This is a genomic window from Phycisphaeraceae bacterium (genome assembly GCA_020851465.1).
In the GTDB taxonomy this organism is placed as follows: domain Bacteria; phylum Planctomycetota; class Phycisphaerae; order Phycisphaerales; family Phycisphaeraceae; genus JADZCR01.
Window position 1 is genome coordinate 1 of the sequence record JADZCR010000018.1, and the last position, 14,635, is coordinate 14,635.

A 14,635-nucleotide genomic window follows, 5' to 3' on the forward strand; every position below is an offset into this window, starting at 1 on the left:
ATGTCGGCTCATCACATCCTGGGGCTGAAGGCGGTCCCAAGGGTTGGGCTGTTCGCCCATTAAAGTGGTACGCGAGCTGGGTTCAGACCGGCGTGAGCCAGGTCGGTCCCTATCTGCTGTGGGCGTAGCAAACTTGAGAGGATTCTTCCCTAGTACGAGAGGATTAGGAAGGACACACCCCTGGTGCGCCGGTTGGGTCGCTAGACCCACACGCCGGGTAGCTAAGTGTGGCAGGGATAAACGCTGAAAGCATATAAGCGTGAAGCCCCCCTCAAGATCAGGTTTGCATGCGTCGCAAGACGTGAGAGACCCCCGGTAGACCACCGGGTTGATAGGCGGGAGGTGTAAAGGCAGAAATGCCCTCAGCTGACCCGTACTAACGGTCAATCGCTTGATCATTCCGACCATCGACCGATGTCCCTTCATGACGGCCTCAAACCCGACATGAACCATCGTCGAAATCATCCGGTCCCATGATGATCTCCCCCGGCGTTAACGAGCCGGATCAGGATCAATCATCAACCACCACGATCACCCTGCAAGCGGTCGTGGTCGGGATCGGCCTTGATTCAATATTTTCCCTCCAATCGTCACCTCTACTCTCACCACCGATCAGGTAGTGTCCGTAGCAGGTAACACGACGGGAATATTCATGGTCTCTATGTTCCAGCTCCTACGCTCTCTATCAAAACCTCAATGTACACAAGCAACACGATCACCCTTTCCCATCAAGGCAATGGGTGATCGACAACGGAACCTCAATACCGGCAAATGCCGCGTGTGAGATTCCCAAGTACCTTGGCTATTACTTGACAAATTCCTCAGCCCCCGGGGAGACCCGGAGGCTGGGTTTGTCGGTGACCATAGCGGCGGGGATACACCTGATCCCATTCCGAACTCAGCAGTTAAGCCCGCCGCGCCGATGATAGTGCACCAGCGCGAAAGTAGGTCATCGCCGACTTTATGAACCCCGACGGGAAAACCCGCCGGGGTTCTTTTTTTGCGCGAAGTCACTTCAATGCTTGGCCGCTTCGACACTCAACACCATTTCAAGAAAAAAACGCGACCGCTCACTGCGACCGCTGGCCGCGGTATGCGAACGACATTTCCGCAACGGAATAATTCAGAGGTTAAAAATTCAGATAGGTTCAATGCGCGTCGGATCGACGCCGTTGCGTGGCAAAAAAATCGACATCAATAAAACGGAGAGGGTGGGATTCGAACCCACGATGAGCCGAAGCCCATACTAGTTTTCGAGACTAGCTCCTTCAGCCGCTCGGACACCTCTCCAAAGGTGATTGCCGGGCGAACCGGCGAACGTCAAATCTTCGCTGATTTCACCGCGGAGTCAACTGCGCAGCTTGCGACTCATTTCCTCCCTCGCTGCGCACTCGCACGCTTTGCTTTCTCAACCCGTCGGCTGCGCCGCGAAGATTGTTCCCGGATGCGTGTGAGTCGCGCTGCTTCATCCCGACACGTCTTCAGCAGCAGGTCATACGAGCCGCGGTCGAATGGTGTTTGCCACACCTGATACAAATTCAACTTGTAAAACTCAGGCGGTGCGATGTAGCCCATCTCCGCGCCGGTCACGTTCATCACCACCACCGCGAAATCAGGAAACGCTGCGCGTAACTGGATCTGAAATTGTGAATAGGCTTCGTTGCAGTGCGCGATGATGAGTGTCTGTCCGATGCGGTAAATCCAGGCTGACTGCGCTTTGGTTTTGCTCTTACCTAGTGATTTGACGATCTGGAGTTTGCGAAAAAGCCGTTCCTTCATCGCGCGGTCTTTTGTTTGTGCGATTTGCTGTTCAAGCAAAGCGGGCGCGGGCATTTTCTTGAGCGGGAACGGGATCAAAACATGCCGCCCCTCGATGATGCGTGAAGGCTCAAACGCCTCCGGCCACCACACCGCCAGCGGCGCACCGGATTCGGTGACGCCTCGATAGGAGAGTCTCTGGCAGGGGGGGAGCATGGACTCGAGCGCCGAAAGAGCCGCGAACCCCAGACGCCTGCCATGACCGTCCGCCACTCGTGTGTCGCCTACGTACTGATGTGCCGGTGCCAGCTCGCCCGACGCGCCCTGGAGGAAAAGACACGGCGCGCCCCCGGTATGACTTTCCACAACATCACGCATCGCGCCGATGTAGTCGGTCGAAATCAGAGTGTTTAACCAGGCGAGCGTGGTTGGGTGGCAGGCATAGTTCACCACTGTCGCGAGCACGGAATCATCAGCATCGCGCGTGATGCGGCCGATCATTACGGTGTCATCCGCCTTGATATCGGGATTAAATCCGCAGACAACGCGACGCTTGGATTTATCCGGATCAGGCAGATCGCGGTTGGTCGCCAGATCACAGCGGCCGGTCGCCCACGTAAACGTCGCGGGTACCGTGGTCGCCAGGGCTTCTTCCGCTGCATTCGCCAGGGCCTCACCGAGCCGGGTGAGATAGGGGGCGATCATCTGACCGCCCGGCATCGAGGCGCGGCTGGACGCAGCCCACGGCGAGGCGTGGGTGTGCGAACAATTCACCATGATCTGCGCCCGTGTCAGGCCGAGGCGACGGTAGATCGGCTCCATCAGGCATTCTTCATCAGCACTTTCACCCAGATCACCCAGCAGCGCAAGGTCAGCACTGATGAGCAGGATCGGCGATGAATATTTATCAGCACGGATCGCCAGCGCGGTGACGCAGAGCGGTCGATGAGTGCCGCGGGAAACATCGTGCTTTGCCGCACCCCACATCCGGGCGTAGATGCCCGGAGGCGGAGTGATGTCGCGCCGCGCGACTCCGACGAATGCGCCGGCTGCCGGAGGAGTGTGATGCAGAGGAGCGGATTTATTTTTTGCCATGTGTGGTGCTCAGAAGGTTAGAAAGGAATGTACACGGATTAGCGAAGTTTTGACACTGCGCCAATCCTCGCGACAGTACCCGTGTGGCGAAGACCTGCATCATTATGAATCCGGTCGCAGCAAGAGGGCGGGGCGGCACGCTTTCAGGCGAATTGCTCGATGCCGCTGCCGATGGAGTGCTCATTCCGACTGAGTATCCGGGACATGCTCAGGAGATCGCCCAGCGAGCAGCGCAGGAAGGATGCGACACTCTGGTAGCCGTCGGCGGCGACGGTACGGTGCATCAGGTGGTCAACGGCCTGATGTCTGTCCCTTCGTCGCAGCGTCCGGCTTTGGGGATCATCCCGCTGGGCGCAGGAAACGATTTCGCTTTCGCGTGCGGCATCCGGGGTGATACCGTCGAAGCACGCCGACGCGCCATCCGTGGTACGACCAAACCGATCGATGCTGTACGCATCACCGATGATCGAGGCCGTGAGCGTTGGTTTGTTAATTCCGCCGGTCTTTTTTTTGACGCCTCCGTCAACCGTCGCAGCCATCGCCTTCGCAGCTTTCCCGGAGTCACACGATATTTCGTTGCGCTGGTTCAGTCGTTCTTTTTCGACTTCCAAAGCCCGAAAGTAGCCATGACCATCGATGGCCGTGTACGCGAAGAACAGGTACTGCTCCTGACGCTTGCCAACGGCCCCCGTGAGGGCGGCGCGTTTTACTGCACGCCTGCGGCGAAAGTCGATGATGGGCAGCTCGACTATTTGCTGGTGAGAAAAACCGGCCGGCTGTCTGCGCTCCGACTGCTCCCCCGTGTAATGCGTGCGGGGCCCACCCAGGACGACCGTGTGAGCATCGGACAGTTTTTGCGCATGGAACTAAAGTGTGACGGGTCGATTCCCATTCATCTCGATGGAGAGGTTTGGGTACGCGCCGAGGATGAGGTCAAATCGGTAAGTGTGCAGATCGAGCCGGGGGCGCTGCGCGTGCGCTCATGATCGAGCGGGTTGCCCTGATGGACATTACAGCCGATTTATCGGAGTCGCAGCTTTGCAGAGGCGGCGTATCAGCCTGCGATCAGGTCGTCGGTTCCAGTTCGTCGATCAGGCTTGAGTAGCGCAGTTGCTGCGTGATGCGGTTGCCTTCGCCAACGAGGACGACACGAGCCTCGTGCTCGTCGATCTCGCGTTCGTTGAGCAGGCCGTAACAGACGATGATGACCTTGTGGCCGGGTGCGACCAGTCTCGCCGCTGCTCCGTTGATGCCGATGATCCCGGAGCCAGCCTCGCCCCGGATGACATAGGTCTCGAATCTCATGCCGTTGTCGATGTCGAGGACGTGGACCGCTTCGTTGGGGCGGATGTCCGTAGCGCGCAGCAATTCAGCATCGATCGTGATGGATCCGACGTAGTCGGGATCACACTGCGTGATCGTGGCTCGATGGATTTTGCCGCGCAATAACTGACGGAGCATGGCTTACCTCGGTTGGAAGTATTATTCTAGCGTGATTTCCCGGGGTCGGCGGGAGCAAAGCAGAATGTTTTTTCTACACTGCCCGTTGAAACGGAGGCGTCCATGAACCCCGCGGTTGAAGTCGAGGAAGACGTTTACGCCTATGAAAACGCCAATAACGGGGCCACGCCGCAATGGTGTTTCGGCAGCCCAGCCTGCGTGCGTCATCACGACAAAGTGCTGGCAACGGGTCTGGAAACCATCCCTGATATCAAGCCCTTGAGCAATACACGCTGGACGCTTCTGAGCCGGGCTGATAACGCCGGCTGGCGGACCGTGTATCGGGACACCGAGCGCACGCGCGAGCCATGCCCGATGGGGCGGTTCAACGACGGGCGCATCTTCGTGACCACCAATGCGGCACTCACGCCGCCGGGTGAATACTCCGGCACTGCCCGTCCGGAGCTGTACGAGTTTGACGTGAATCGGCCTGACGCCGCACCGAAACGGCAACTGCCGGTATGGGATGAAAAGGTGGATTTCTACGATCACTCCTACCGCAGCTTTGCCGCGGACTCCGCCAACAGTGAATTCGTCTGGTTCAACAACATCGGCTACGACCTGGCTCATTGGGCGTTTCGTGATCGCAACGGGAATTGGATCGCCAACGGTAAGATTCGCTGGCCGCGCACGGACGAATACGGCCCCGGTAATCTCAACGGCGTCCCCACGCCTGATCAACCGCTGCGCGTGTGCTACCCGTGCGTAACTCTGAACAACCGCGCGGTTCACTTCTTCGGAGTCAGCGACATCAGCGAGCCGAACAAAGACTACAACGCCCTCAAGACCAGCATCACCGGCACCAAGTGGGATTACATTTTCTGCCGCATGTATTACACCTGCACCCCTGACATCACAAAGCAGCCCTTCGGCGCATGGGTTGAGGTCAGCAGTCGCGAAGCAATGCGTGGCTCGATGCGCTCCTGCGATTTATGGTTAGACCCCGACGGAGTTTTGCACCTGCTGTGGCTGGAAACCAATCTCGATCTGCGCCTGCGGGACAAGTATTTCCCCGGCGAGAAACTCACTGTCTCACTCAAATACGCTCGGATGCGTGAGGGCAAAGAAATCTGCCGCACCTCACTGATCGAGTCGCGGGAGGGCGGGCCGGCTGAAAAGCCGGAGTGGGGGCGATTCCACGTTACCCCGTCGGGCCGACTTCTGGTGGTGGCCACGGTCACGGGACATGACGCAGCCAATCGCAGGGTGTGTGAAAATCGGGTGCTGGAAATCCAGGCGGACGGCTCACCAGGCCGGGCATCCAAGCTGACGCTCGAACATCCGTTCAAGGAGCTGTTTTTCACCGCTACACCGCGAGGCGGCTCGGCACCTTCCGCAGTGCTCGATTTGTTCGGCGAGTGCCACGATCGGCCCAAAGTGATCCGCTATGCACGGGTGCGCGTGGAATAGTGACCGGCGGGCGGTTGCTCATCCGCCTTCACAGATGGGGAGTACGCGGATTCGTTCCAGCAGCGGCAGCAGTCCTTCCTCGATCACCTGATCCCAGCCCATCTGGGCTACCAGTGCCTGCCCCGATTTCACCAGCGCTTCGCGCGCCTGATCGTTCCAGGGCAGTCGCTTCATCAATTCATCGGCGATATCGACGGCGACGACTCGCTCGATGCGGTCACGCTCCTGGCGCGTCATGTTGAGCAACTCGCCGATTCCGCGCGGGCGGTCCAGCCGGGTGAAGTCGGCGGTGATGACATTCGGCGTGCCTTTGCCGCCGGTCACGTGGTTGATGAACCCGTAGCAGCCGCAAACGTTGGAGATGATGCAGACGGCACCGCTGCCCAGTGGTTCGAGCGGACTGATGCCGAAAGGCTCGTATGTCGCCATCCCGAATTCGGCATCGGTGGCGCGGCGGAAGTCGGCGAAATCCATCTCCGGCGGCAGGCGCTTACCGATCCGCGAGGCCGACCAGCCGAACTGATTGACCAGTACGACCTGCACGGCACGATGGCCTGCGTTGAAGGCTTCGATTTCCTTATCAAGCTCCTCCTCCGGCCCAACCAGGTCGGGATAACCGGAGCGATGAAGCCGCGGCCACCCGTAGTTGGCTTCCATCGCTGCGATGTCCTGCGCCCGCCGCACTCCGCCGCCGCTGCTGAGCAGGTAAAGCACCGCAGTCTTGCCGGCTTGGCTCAGCCTCTCATCGAGCGCGTGACAAACCGTCAGATCACGCCATAACCCTTTGCTGATCACCGGCCGGGTCACGTGCGTCAGCAGCACGTCGGGTTCATATCCCAGCAAAGCCTTGGAGTAGGTGACAAGCATCGCGCGGCTTTTAAGCTTGGCTTTCAGATCGACCTTCATGGCCGGGATGCCGTTGTAAACCAGGTCCACCGGCTGGTCGTTGAACCGCGAGCTGAGAAACTTGATTTCGTCGCGTGTCCGATCTCCGACCGCAATGATGCCGTCACAGAGGTATGAGCGGCTGACCAGCGCGTGTCGGAAAAGGTGGTCGAGACTGCCGAAGACATCCTGAATGTGTTTCCCCTGGGCGCGGGCCTGGTCGAGCACGTTGTAAAACATCGTGTCGTGGCCGGGATGGTCCTCGACCACACGGCGGGCGCTGGCGCATTCGTGGGCGTGAAACACAGTGCGGAAGTGGCGCTGGCCCTCCAGCGCGACGAGGAATGCCGTCGGCAATCCCATGAACTCATGCGAAAAGAGGATGCAGGGCAGCTCGGACTCCTGGAGAATCGCCCGCAGCGCATAAAACGCCGGCTGCGCCAGTCGCGCGTACTCCTCGTAGTCCCACATGGACTCGTAGCGCGACGAATCGAGGCCGAGCTTTTCCCACATCATTCCCTTGAACAGGTTGACGCGATCCTTGTTGATGCCGAAGACATCGATGAGGATCACCTCCGCCTCGCCGCGGCGTCCTTCACCGGGCGGGTTGTATTGCCGCTTGCCGTACACGATCCTGACGTTGAACGCCCATTCGATCGGCTGAAATTTGCTGGAGTATCCGTCGCGGTCGATGTTGTCGATCGAGCTGTAAAGCACCTTGCCGTGCTCACCGAGCCGGGCTTCGGGATCGACGGCGATGTGTGTGGCGGTCGGGCCGACGAGGATGGATCGCCCGACGTGCCGCTGGTACACGGGGCTGATCATCAACCCTTCGAGAACGGTGCCGATCCCGCCGATCTGCTCGACCGCCTCATGGGTGACGTGAGCGATGGTGAACGGTCGATCTGCGGCCCCCTCTGATCGATGAGATTGTCGCTTGGCCATCCTTGAGCCTCGGCACGGTCGCCATCGTGAGGGCGATCGCCTGTTGCAATTATCCCGGCGGCAGATGCCGCGGATCGACGCCGGAGTCCTTCGACCCCTTGCCTTTGGTCTTAATCGATCGCTGCGCCCGCGCCGGCTTGGCGCCGCTGGTTCCCGCGCCGCGAGGCATGGCGATCACACCCGTCCGCGCCAGCTCCGCAATGCCGTACGGCTGGATCAACTCGATGAAGGCTTCGACTTTTTCTTCCGTACCCGAAAGCTCGATCATCACCCGATCCACGCCTACGTCCACGACTTTGGCTCGGAACAGGTTTGCTAATTCAATAATTTCACTGCGCCGCGAGCGCCCGGATTCACCCGTGCCCGCGGTGAGCACCTGCACGAGCATCAGATCGCGCTCGACATACGCAGCGTCGTGATAATCCACGACCTTGACCACGGGTACGAGTTTCTGGAGCTGCTTACGGACCTGTTCGAGTACCGCGTCATCACCGCCGACGACAATCGTCATCCGTGATAACTCCGGATTTTCCGTCCGTCCGACCACGAGGCTGTCGATGTTGAAGCCTCGCGCGGCGAACATATCGGCCACCTGTGCGAGCACGCCGGGCTCGTTAGTGACCAGGGCGGCAATGACGTGGCGCATCACTGGGGAGGACGATTCACTCATAGACTAAGTATCATATGTCAGGAATGAGTGAAGTCACAAAGACGCACCCGCCAGCGTGAGCTTTTTATTAACCAGCCAACCTCAGAGTAGTAACCCATGACATTTTCATTCCGTGACGAATGGATCAACCAGTACCTCCGCGAGGGCTACTTGATTTTCCGACAGATTCTTCCCGTTACGCTCCTGCGCGATCTGCGACGTGAATGCGACAAGGCCCGCGCACTGGCGCATGAAGTCTCCGGCCCGCAAGCTCAGCGGATTCAACCCGTGGATCGCTATGCCGACAAACTCGACCTCAAGCCGTTCAAGGAATACTGCGAGCTGCCTGTGCTGCGGGATGCCGTAACGAGGCTGCTTGGACCGACCAGCCACGGCCAGACGCACATCATGGGAATCCTTGTGGAACCCAAGGATCGGCCGTGGTCCATCGGATGGCACCGCGACGGTCTGGTGGAAGTGCCGCTTGAAGCCCAGGATGATCTGCTGCGCGCCAAGCTGTGGGAGATATGGTATGACCTGACGCGCTTCAACCAGGTCAATTGTGCGATCTATGCCGACTCCTGCACTTGGTTTGTCCCCGGCAGCCACCTTCGTCAATACGACCTGCCCGGCGAGGTGGCATCAACCGGGGCCGGAACGCTCGAAGCCCTGACCAATAATCTTTCCAACGTCGAAGCTGAACGGATCAATTTCGAGCATTGTGAGTCGTTCCCCGGAGCGGTGCAGATCCGTCTGCAACCGGGTGATTTCATGGTGTATCGCAATCTGGCCTGGCATACCGGCAACTATGTGCCGTCGCAGCCGCGCGCTACGCTGCACGACCTGGTGATCTCACTTCAACCGTCAAACTGGAGCGGCTGGAACGAAGCCAAGCTCGCAGCCATCGAGCGGATGGGAAAGCGAAAGGCGGAAGCCGCGTCGCGCAGCGGCACGAGGAGTCCGCAGTCGGTGAGCTGATCCATTAATGGCCCCGGCGGGGATCGAACCCGCACGGCCCTTGCGGGCCAGGGGATTTTAAGTCCCCAGCGTCTGCCAATTCCGCCACGGGGCCGTGGTGAAACATCAGGTCGGCATTGTAATGATGAAAATGATCCGGCTGTGGGGTAGTCGCCGCATTGTCGCCGCCCGCTCCGCTTGACGAGTCAGGCCGACATCCGCCGCCCTGTTCCGCCCTTGTTCCGCGGGCTTGTGCTTTATGATCGCTTGACGACGATCCGAACCATCCGCGCACCCTGTACCGGGTGGCTGTTCCAGTTTTCGCGGAATTGCTGCACGTCGTAGGTCACCAGCAGCACATCGTCCTCCGTCTCGTTGAGCGACAGATACTCCCACGAATTGCTGTCACGCACGTTGGTGTCCTCCTGCACGCGCAGTTGTTGATTAGGCGGGACACCCATCATCGTCTGATAGGCCGTTTCCAGCTCATGCAGGTCGATCCTGCCTTGCCATTGACGGCCGGTGCCGGTGGGGTCGCACATCACAAACTTTCCGCAATGTCCATAGTGCTCAGCCACGTAGTCCACCTTCGCCATTTGCTCGAGGGAAGTGAACGTGCTCTTGGGCCTGCCGAAAGAGCAGACCAATCCGCCGCGCCGGAGCTTTCGGATGATCGGCCAGACGCCGGTGAGATATTCGCCGCTGTCGATGAGCCGAATGGGTTCGGGGGCTGTCCAGGTTTTGCCCATATCCGCCGAGCGAGTCTGAAGCATGGCGGCGCCGGTGCGTGCGATGACGTACAACTCGCCGCTGTCGAGCCGGGTGATCGACGCCTCATCGCCTCCTTCGGGGGTGTGGTCGGCGGCGAGTACCTCTGCCTTGCGATACCAGGTCTGCCCCGCATCGTGCGTTTCGTACAGCCAAACGCGGCTTTTTTTACTGTTGGCCGGCTGCCCATACCCCACAGCCATCCAATGTGTCGGTTTATCCAACTCGACAGTGGAGGTTATGTGGATGCGGCCGATCATGACGTTATCGAGCGATACGTCGCGGTTGTGGTTGCTGTGGTTGATGATTTCGTACCACGGGGCCTGCGGTTGACCGAAGGTCCGCATGGCGCGGAGAGTCATGGTGTCGGTTCCGGGCGCGTGGATGCGGACGAATTGATGGCGGAAATTCCGTCCATCCTCGGAGGTGCCGACATTCGCCACGAACCAGTCCGGCTCATTGGAGTCCTGCCAAACGTAGCTGTCGATTTCGTAGTAGCGACCGTCGGAGAAGGAATCCGACCACTCGACGCGGGGGCAGAGGTTTGGTGCATCATGCCACGTCTTGCCGCCGTCGTAGGAGTGATAGGACGTGTTCGGGGTGAAGTTATTGTCCGGGCCGATTCCGATGCTCATGCGCAGCGTGCCGCCGGGGAGCACAGCCACGTGCGGGATGTAGCGGCGATCCGCGCGCTCAGCAAGGATGGTGACGGGTTGTGAAGGGATGAGTTTCATCAGTTGGATTCCGGTTGCGTTTCCTGGCTGCGGATGGAGTTGCGATCAGACATCATGGGTGTGTCAGTGACATCCTGACGCCCGACGATGCTGCGTGCTGCTCCGGGAAGCAGAAGGTACAACAAACTTCACGGAGTGTCCTGTTGCTCGGGGGATTGATCTTCGGGAATTAAGAGCGGGCCGGGTGCCGCTTCTTCGTTGCGTTCGAGTGCCTGCGCCAAGGCGGCCTCCTGCGCAGCGTCGATCGCGGTTGCGAGTTTGTCCAGAAATACCCGTATTTTCTTTTGCGACAAAAGGCAGGCGAAATCGCGGTTGATCCCTGCGCGACGGATGCGGATATGTGTCTTGCCCCGCATGAGGACAGCAGCCGCGCAGAGGATCGCCAGGGCGAGAAACCCGGCACCCGTGGCGGATACCCCCGGTGCGTTTTCCGACCTGCCGATCATGATGAGAATCACAGCGACGATCAGGGGCGCCAGCGAGGTGAAGATCGCCGCAAGCCAGGCGACCGATTTCCATACGACGATGCTCTCGACTCGATCAAGACGGATGCGGCGAACGCGGTCGCGCGTGCCTTCACGTTGAAGGATCACCAGCGACTCAGGCTCAATGAGCAGCGATCGTTTCTTCGACAGGCTGTTGATGGTCAGGTCCGCGGGCATACGTTCCTTAGGAATTGTTGATGACGATGGCGACGATGATGGCGAGCACTCCGAATGCAGCCATCGCGCCGAAACCAAACGCGACGATTCCCAGCCAAGCCATGCGACCGGGGCCGACCAGTCTGGCGTAAAGAGGATTTTCGCGGCGCAATTTTCTCGTTGTAAAAAATCGAAGGATCATTAACGGGATAAAGATCACACCCAGAAACGAGACCAGCAGGGTGAACAGAGCCAGGGTGACGATCTCCGTGTCCGGTCGCGGCAGATAGTGCGTGTATGACTTAGTCAGAATCGATTTTCCCGCGCCTTCAAGGTACTGCACGCTGTAACTTTTACCGTCCAGGGCGACATGGCAGAGCGAGCAGATGTAGTCGCCCGTTCCGGCGCAGACCGCTACCGCGCGGTTGGCGGGATGATGGGCGCAGGCGGCATCCTCCGGGCCGGCAGGGGTTGGATGTTCGACCAGCAGGGGCAGCGGTCGGAACAGCAGGACCCGCGTTTTCAGATCGCAATGAGGGCAACGCATCTCTTCACCGGAACGCGCATCCATGCCGATCCCGCAGCGCGGACAGATGATGTCGTTGATCTCAAGCCGTGTGATCATGGGGTCGCAAACTTACGTTAGATGGAGAATGACTTTCGTACCCGCGAGTTGATCGTGGATCGACCTCTGCTGTCGGTCCGCCAGCGTGACAATGCAATCAGCGAAATAGAAAAGCGAGCCTAACCCGGTGAGCGTGACACCGATCATCTCATAGTCGATCAGAGTAACGGTAAGGATCGGGCCGATGACCTGCGGCCCGTAGAAGATCAACGACCGCTTGATTGACGTCCGCATGGAGATGGGCGAGCCGTTGAGCATGACCACCTTGATACCCGTAGCCCGTTTTCCCAAGGTCTGACCGTACTTGGCGTGCAGCACAACCGTGTAGAGAAAACACACAGCAATCCCGAAGATGGAAATGGCGGTCTGCATCAAGCCGGCATCCGTAGCGGTGCTCATCTGCGCACTGACGACCAGGCCAAGTATCCAGATGGGTATGAAGATAAGCAGATTGTCGATGAACAAGGCCCCGAACCGTTTGCCGAAAGTTGGCTTGAGCGATTCGCCGGGGAGCGGATCGCCGGCGAGCAGGCGTTCGAGCAGTTCCTGCTTTCCTTCCGCCGAGACGCGCAGGCCGCGCAGGATGATGGTCTGGTCCTCCGGCAGCCATTCGCCGGTCAGTTGGCATTGCATCTGACCGGGTGCCGGGGCGGTGGTTTCAGCCATGAATCACCTCTTATCGGAAATCATACGAAACTCGCGCCTCATTCACAGGCTTGATTCAGGACGTGAACGTCATGCTCTGCACCACAAGTCCCAGATTCATCACCGTCTGTTCATCGCTGAGGTAATCCATGTCTTCCGGCAGGGCGTACCGTTGACGAAACAGCTTGGCAGCAATCGCAAACAAGTCCTCGCGCACCGCGGGGTCAAGCTCATCACGCCGCATCATGAGGTCAAAGATCAGATCACGCTCATCGCGCGTCACCCGTGAGAGGATGCGATTGCGGATGGCGGTATCCGTCTGGAACGTATTCACCCGGCTTTGCTGACGGAGCAGAGCTGAGGGCAGGCTGAGCTTGGAATCGCGGATCACAATGGTATCCGCCGCCAGATCGCCGAGGCGTCGATGCAGCGGATCGATGAACGCGACCGCAGCACCGATGAACGCGATGAAGATGATCGTGTTGTCGATCCATCGGACCACGTTGCGGATGACGACCTCCGCGAAGCGCAGCCTTGTGCCGCGGGTGGAGATCACCCGCAGGTTCATGATTCGCTTGCCGGGAGATTGGCCGCCCCAGCGCAGCTCGAAGAAGGCGTAATAGCCAAAGTCGATGGCCAGCAGCCCGACAAAGGCGATCGCTGCCACCCATGAAGCCATCGAGAGGCTTGAGGCCATCCCCAGAAACCCCGCCAGCCATCCGGTTAACAGAACCACTGCCGCATACAAAATCAGGATGAAAAGCTGATCGACAAACCACGCCATCACGCGGCTGGCCAGACCGCCGATCTCGTAACGAAAATAAACCTGCTCAGGCGTGATGATGCGATGGTAGGGCACGCTGCCATTCTAATGGCGGCTGCGTTTTCCGGTTCAGCGGGTTGATCTGGTTGCGTCAAAAGCCGCAGTTAGGATCACGACACGGAAACCGGCTCATCCTTTACAATTCACGCCATGGACTTCAATGAGTTCCTCCTCCAGCGGCAACCGCGGTGGAAACAGCTCAGCCAACTGCTTGATCGCGTGGATCAGGTCGGTCTGGCGGGACTCGCAGCGCACGAGGTCGATGAGCTTTTTTCGCTCTATCGACTGGTATCGAGCGATCTGAATCTCGTGCAGACACGCACGGGAAACCCCACGCTGCTCGAATATCTGGAAACGCTCGTCGGCCGTGCTTACGCACGTCTGGCGGTGCCGCGTCAGTCGAGCTTCTTCCGCTCCTGGTGGACCATCCTCCGGCACTACTTCCCCGCGGAATTGCGTCGGCAGAAACGACTGCTGGCGATCAGCTTCGCGGTGATGGCGGCCGGCATTCTCTTTGGGGCGACGGCCACCCTCGTTTCCCCTCGAAACGCGGAGCTGTTCCTCGGCGCAGAGCATCTGGCTGAAAGCCCCAGTCAGCGCGTCGCCCGACTCGAGGAAAATGAGCGCACCGGAAAAACTCAGATCAGCAGCACCGGCGAAAATGCCTTCTTCTCCAGCTTTTTATTCACCCACAACATCCGCGTGACCATTCTGGGATTTGCGCTGGGATTTACCTTTGGCGTCGGCACGGTCGTTGTGCTCTTTGCCAATGGCGCGATGCTCGGATCGTTGGCGGTGCTTTACGCGCAGGATGGCGTGCTCAAGTTTTTCATCGCGTGGGTGGGGCCGCACGGTTCCATCGAGTTGCCCTGCATCATTTTCGGATGTACGGCAGGATTGATGGTCGCCCGTGCGCAGTTTCGACGTGACGGAGGCTCATTCATGTCGCAGTTGCGCCGGATCAGGCCGGCATTGGTCGATCTGCTGGTGGGGACCGCGAGTCTGCTGGTGGTCGCCGGCGTCATCGAAGGCGGATTCAGCCAGGTGAACGAACCGACGCTGCCGTACACGTTGAAAATCGCCGTCGCCGTGGCGCTCTTTGTCGCGCTGCTGCTCTATGTCTTCAAGATGCCGGCCCGATGTCGCGTGCCGGAGGAATCACACGGTCTGGCGAAGGAACTCCATGCGCTGGTCTCCTGA

Annotated in this window: 13 protein-coding genes, 2 tRNA genes and 2 rRNA genes; 6 read left to right on the forward strand and 11 right to left on the reverse strand. The window is 59.3% G+C overall.

Annotated elements, in window-relative coordinates; genetic code table 11:
• Positions 1 to 399: ribosomal RNA gene (locus IT444_13885) — 23S ribosomal RNA — on the forward strand; the annotation flags it as partial.
• A gap of 454 nt (positions 400 to 853) precedes the next feature.
• Positions 854 to 961: ribosomal RNA gene (rrf, locus tag IT444_13890) — 5S ribosomal RNA — on the forward strand.
• Between the two features lie 242 nt (positions 962 to 1,203).
• On the opposite strand, the gene IT444_13895 is transcribed toward rrf, so the two are convergent.
• Positions 1,204 to 1,290 (reverse strand) — tRNA-Ser (locus IT444_13895).
• 78 nt (positions 1,291 to 1,368) lie between these two features.
• Entirely contained in the window at positions 1,369 to 2,853 is a 1,485-nt protein-coding gene (locus IT444_13900) for a hypothetical protein (protein MCC7193858.1), read from the reverse strand.
• Between the two features lie 83 nt (positions 2,854 to 2,936).
• On the opposite strand from IT444_13900, the gene IT444_13905 reads away from it, so the two are divergent.
• Positions 2,937 to 3,839 (forward strand): diacylglycerol kinase family lipid kinase, encoded by a 903-nt coding sequence (locus tag IT444_13905; protein MCC7193859.1) that lies wholly within the window; start codon positions 2,937 to 2,939, stop codon positions 3,837 to 3,839.
• A 79-nt stretch (positions 3,840 to 3,918) separates the two neighbouring features.
• Here the strand turns inward: IT444_13905 and IT444_13910 are convergent, their stop codons facing one another.
• The gene (locus IT444_13910) at positions 3,919 to 4,314 is read right to left on the reverse strand and encodes an aspartate 1-decarboxylase (GenBank protein ID MCC7193860.1); all 396 of its coding nucleotides are present in this window, start codon (positions 4,312 to 4,314) and stop codon (positions 3,919 to 3,921) included.
• A gap of 102 nt (positions 4,315 to 4,416) precedes the next feature.
• On the opposite strand from IT444_13910, the gene IT444_13915 reads away from it, so the two are divergent.
• Positions 4,417 to 5,763, forward strand: coding sequence for a hypothetical protein (locus tag IT444_13915; protein MCC7193861.1), 1,347 nt, complete (start codon positions 4,417 to 4,419; stop codon positions 5,761 to 5,763).
• 18 nt (positions 5,764 to 5,781) lie between these two features.
• Here IT444_13915 and IT444_13920 read toward each other — a convergent pair whose 3' ends face one another.
• A complete protein-coding gene (locus tag IT444_13920) occupies positions 5,782 to 7,593 on the reverse strand; it encodes a hypothetical protein (GenBank protein MCC7193862.1) in 1,812 nt (603 codons plus the stop codon).
• A 49-nt stretch (positions 7,594 to 7,642) separates the two neighbouring features.
• The gene (ilvN, locus tag IT444_13925) at positions 7,643 to 8,263 is read right to left on the reverse strand and encodes an acetolactate synthase small subunit (GenBank protein MCC7193863.1); all 621 of its coding nucleotides are present in this window, start codon (positions 8,261 to 8,263) and stop codon (positions 7,643 to 7,645) included.
• Between the two features lie 96 nt (positions 8,264 to 8,359).
• Here ilvN and IT444_13930 point away from each other — a divergent pair, with 96 nt between their 5' ends.
• Positions 8,360 to 9,220, forward strand: a complete 861-nt coding sequence (locus tag IT444_13930; protein MCC7193864.1) for a phytanoyl-CoA dioxygenase family protein — start codon at positions 8,360 to 8,362, stop codon at positions 9,218 to 9,220.
• An 8-nt stretch (positions 9,221 to 9,228) separates the two neighbouring features.
• On the opposite strand, the gene IT444_13935 is transcribed toward IT444_13930, so the two are convergent.
• The 6 genes from IT444_13935 to IT444_13960 all read right to left on the reverse strand — a co-directional run bounded on the left by IT444_13935 (position 9,229) and on the right by IT444_13960 (position 13,471).
• Positions 9,229 to 9,314, reverse strand: a tRNA-Leu gene (locus tag IT444_13935).
• Between the two features lie 142 nt (positions 9,315 to 9,456).
• Positions 9,457 to 10,701: an exo-alpha-sialidase gene (locus tag IT444_13940; GenBank protein MCC7193865.1), complete on the reverse strand. Its 1,245-nt coding sequence runs from the start codon at positions 10,699 to 10,701 to the stop codon at positions 9,457 to 9,459.
• A gap of 128 nt (positions 10,702 to 10,829) precedes the next feature.
• On the reverse strand, positions 10,830 to 11,363 hold the full coding sequence (locus IT444_13945; GenBank protein ID MCC7193866.1) for a hypothetical protein: 534 nt from the start codon (positions 11,361 to 11,363) through the stop codon (positions 10,830 to 10,832).
• 7 nt (positions 11,364 to 11,370) lie between these two features.
• A complete protein-coding gene (locus IT444_13950) occupies positions 11,371 to 11,967 on the reverse strand; it encodes a hypothetical protein (protein ID MCC7193867.1) in 597 nt (198 codons plus the stop codon).
• A 12-nt stretch (positions 11,968 to 11,979) separates the two neighbouring features.
• Positions 11,980 to 12,633: an RDD family protein gene (locus IT444_13955; protein MCC7193868.1), complete on the reverse strand. Its 654-nt coding sequence runs from the start codon at positions 12,631 to 12,633 to the stop codon at positions 11,980 to 11,982.
• A 55-nt stretch (positions 12,634 to 12,688) separates the two neighbouring features.
• Positions 12,689 to 13,471, reverse strand: a complete 783-nt coding sequence (locus tag IT444_13960) for an RDD family protein (protein ID MCC7193869.1) — start codon at positions 13,469 to 13,471, stop codon at positions 12,689 to 12,691.
• Positions 13,472 to 13,585: 114 nt separating this feature from the next.
• Between IT444_13960 and IT444_13965 the strand changes: the two genes are divergently transcribed.
• The gene (locus IT444_13965; protein ID MCC7193870.1) at positions 13,586 to 14,635 is read left to right on the forward strand and encodes a stage II sporulation protein M; all 1,050 of its coding nucleotides are present in this window, start codon (positions 13,586 to 13,588) and stop codon (positions 14,633 to 14,635) included.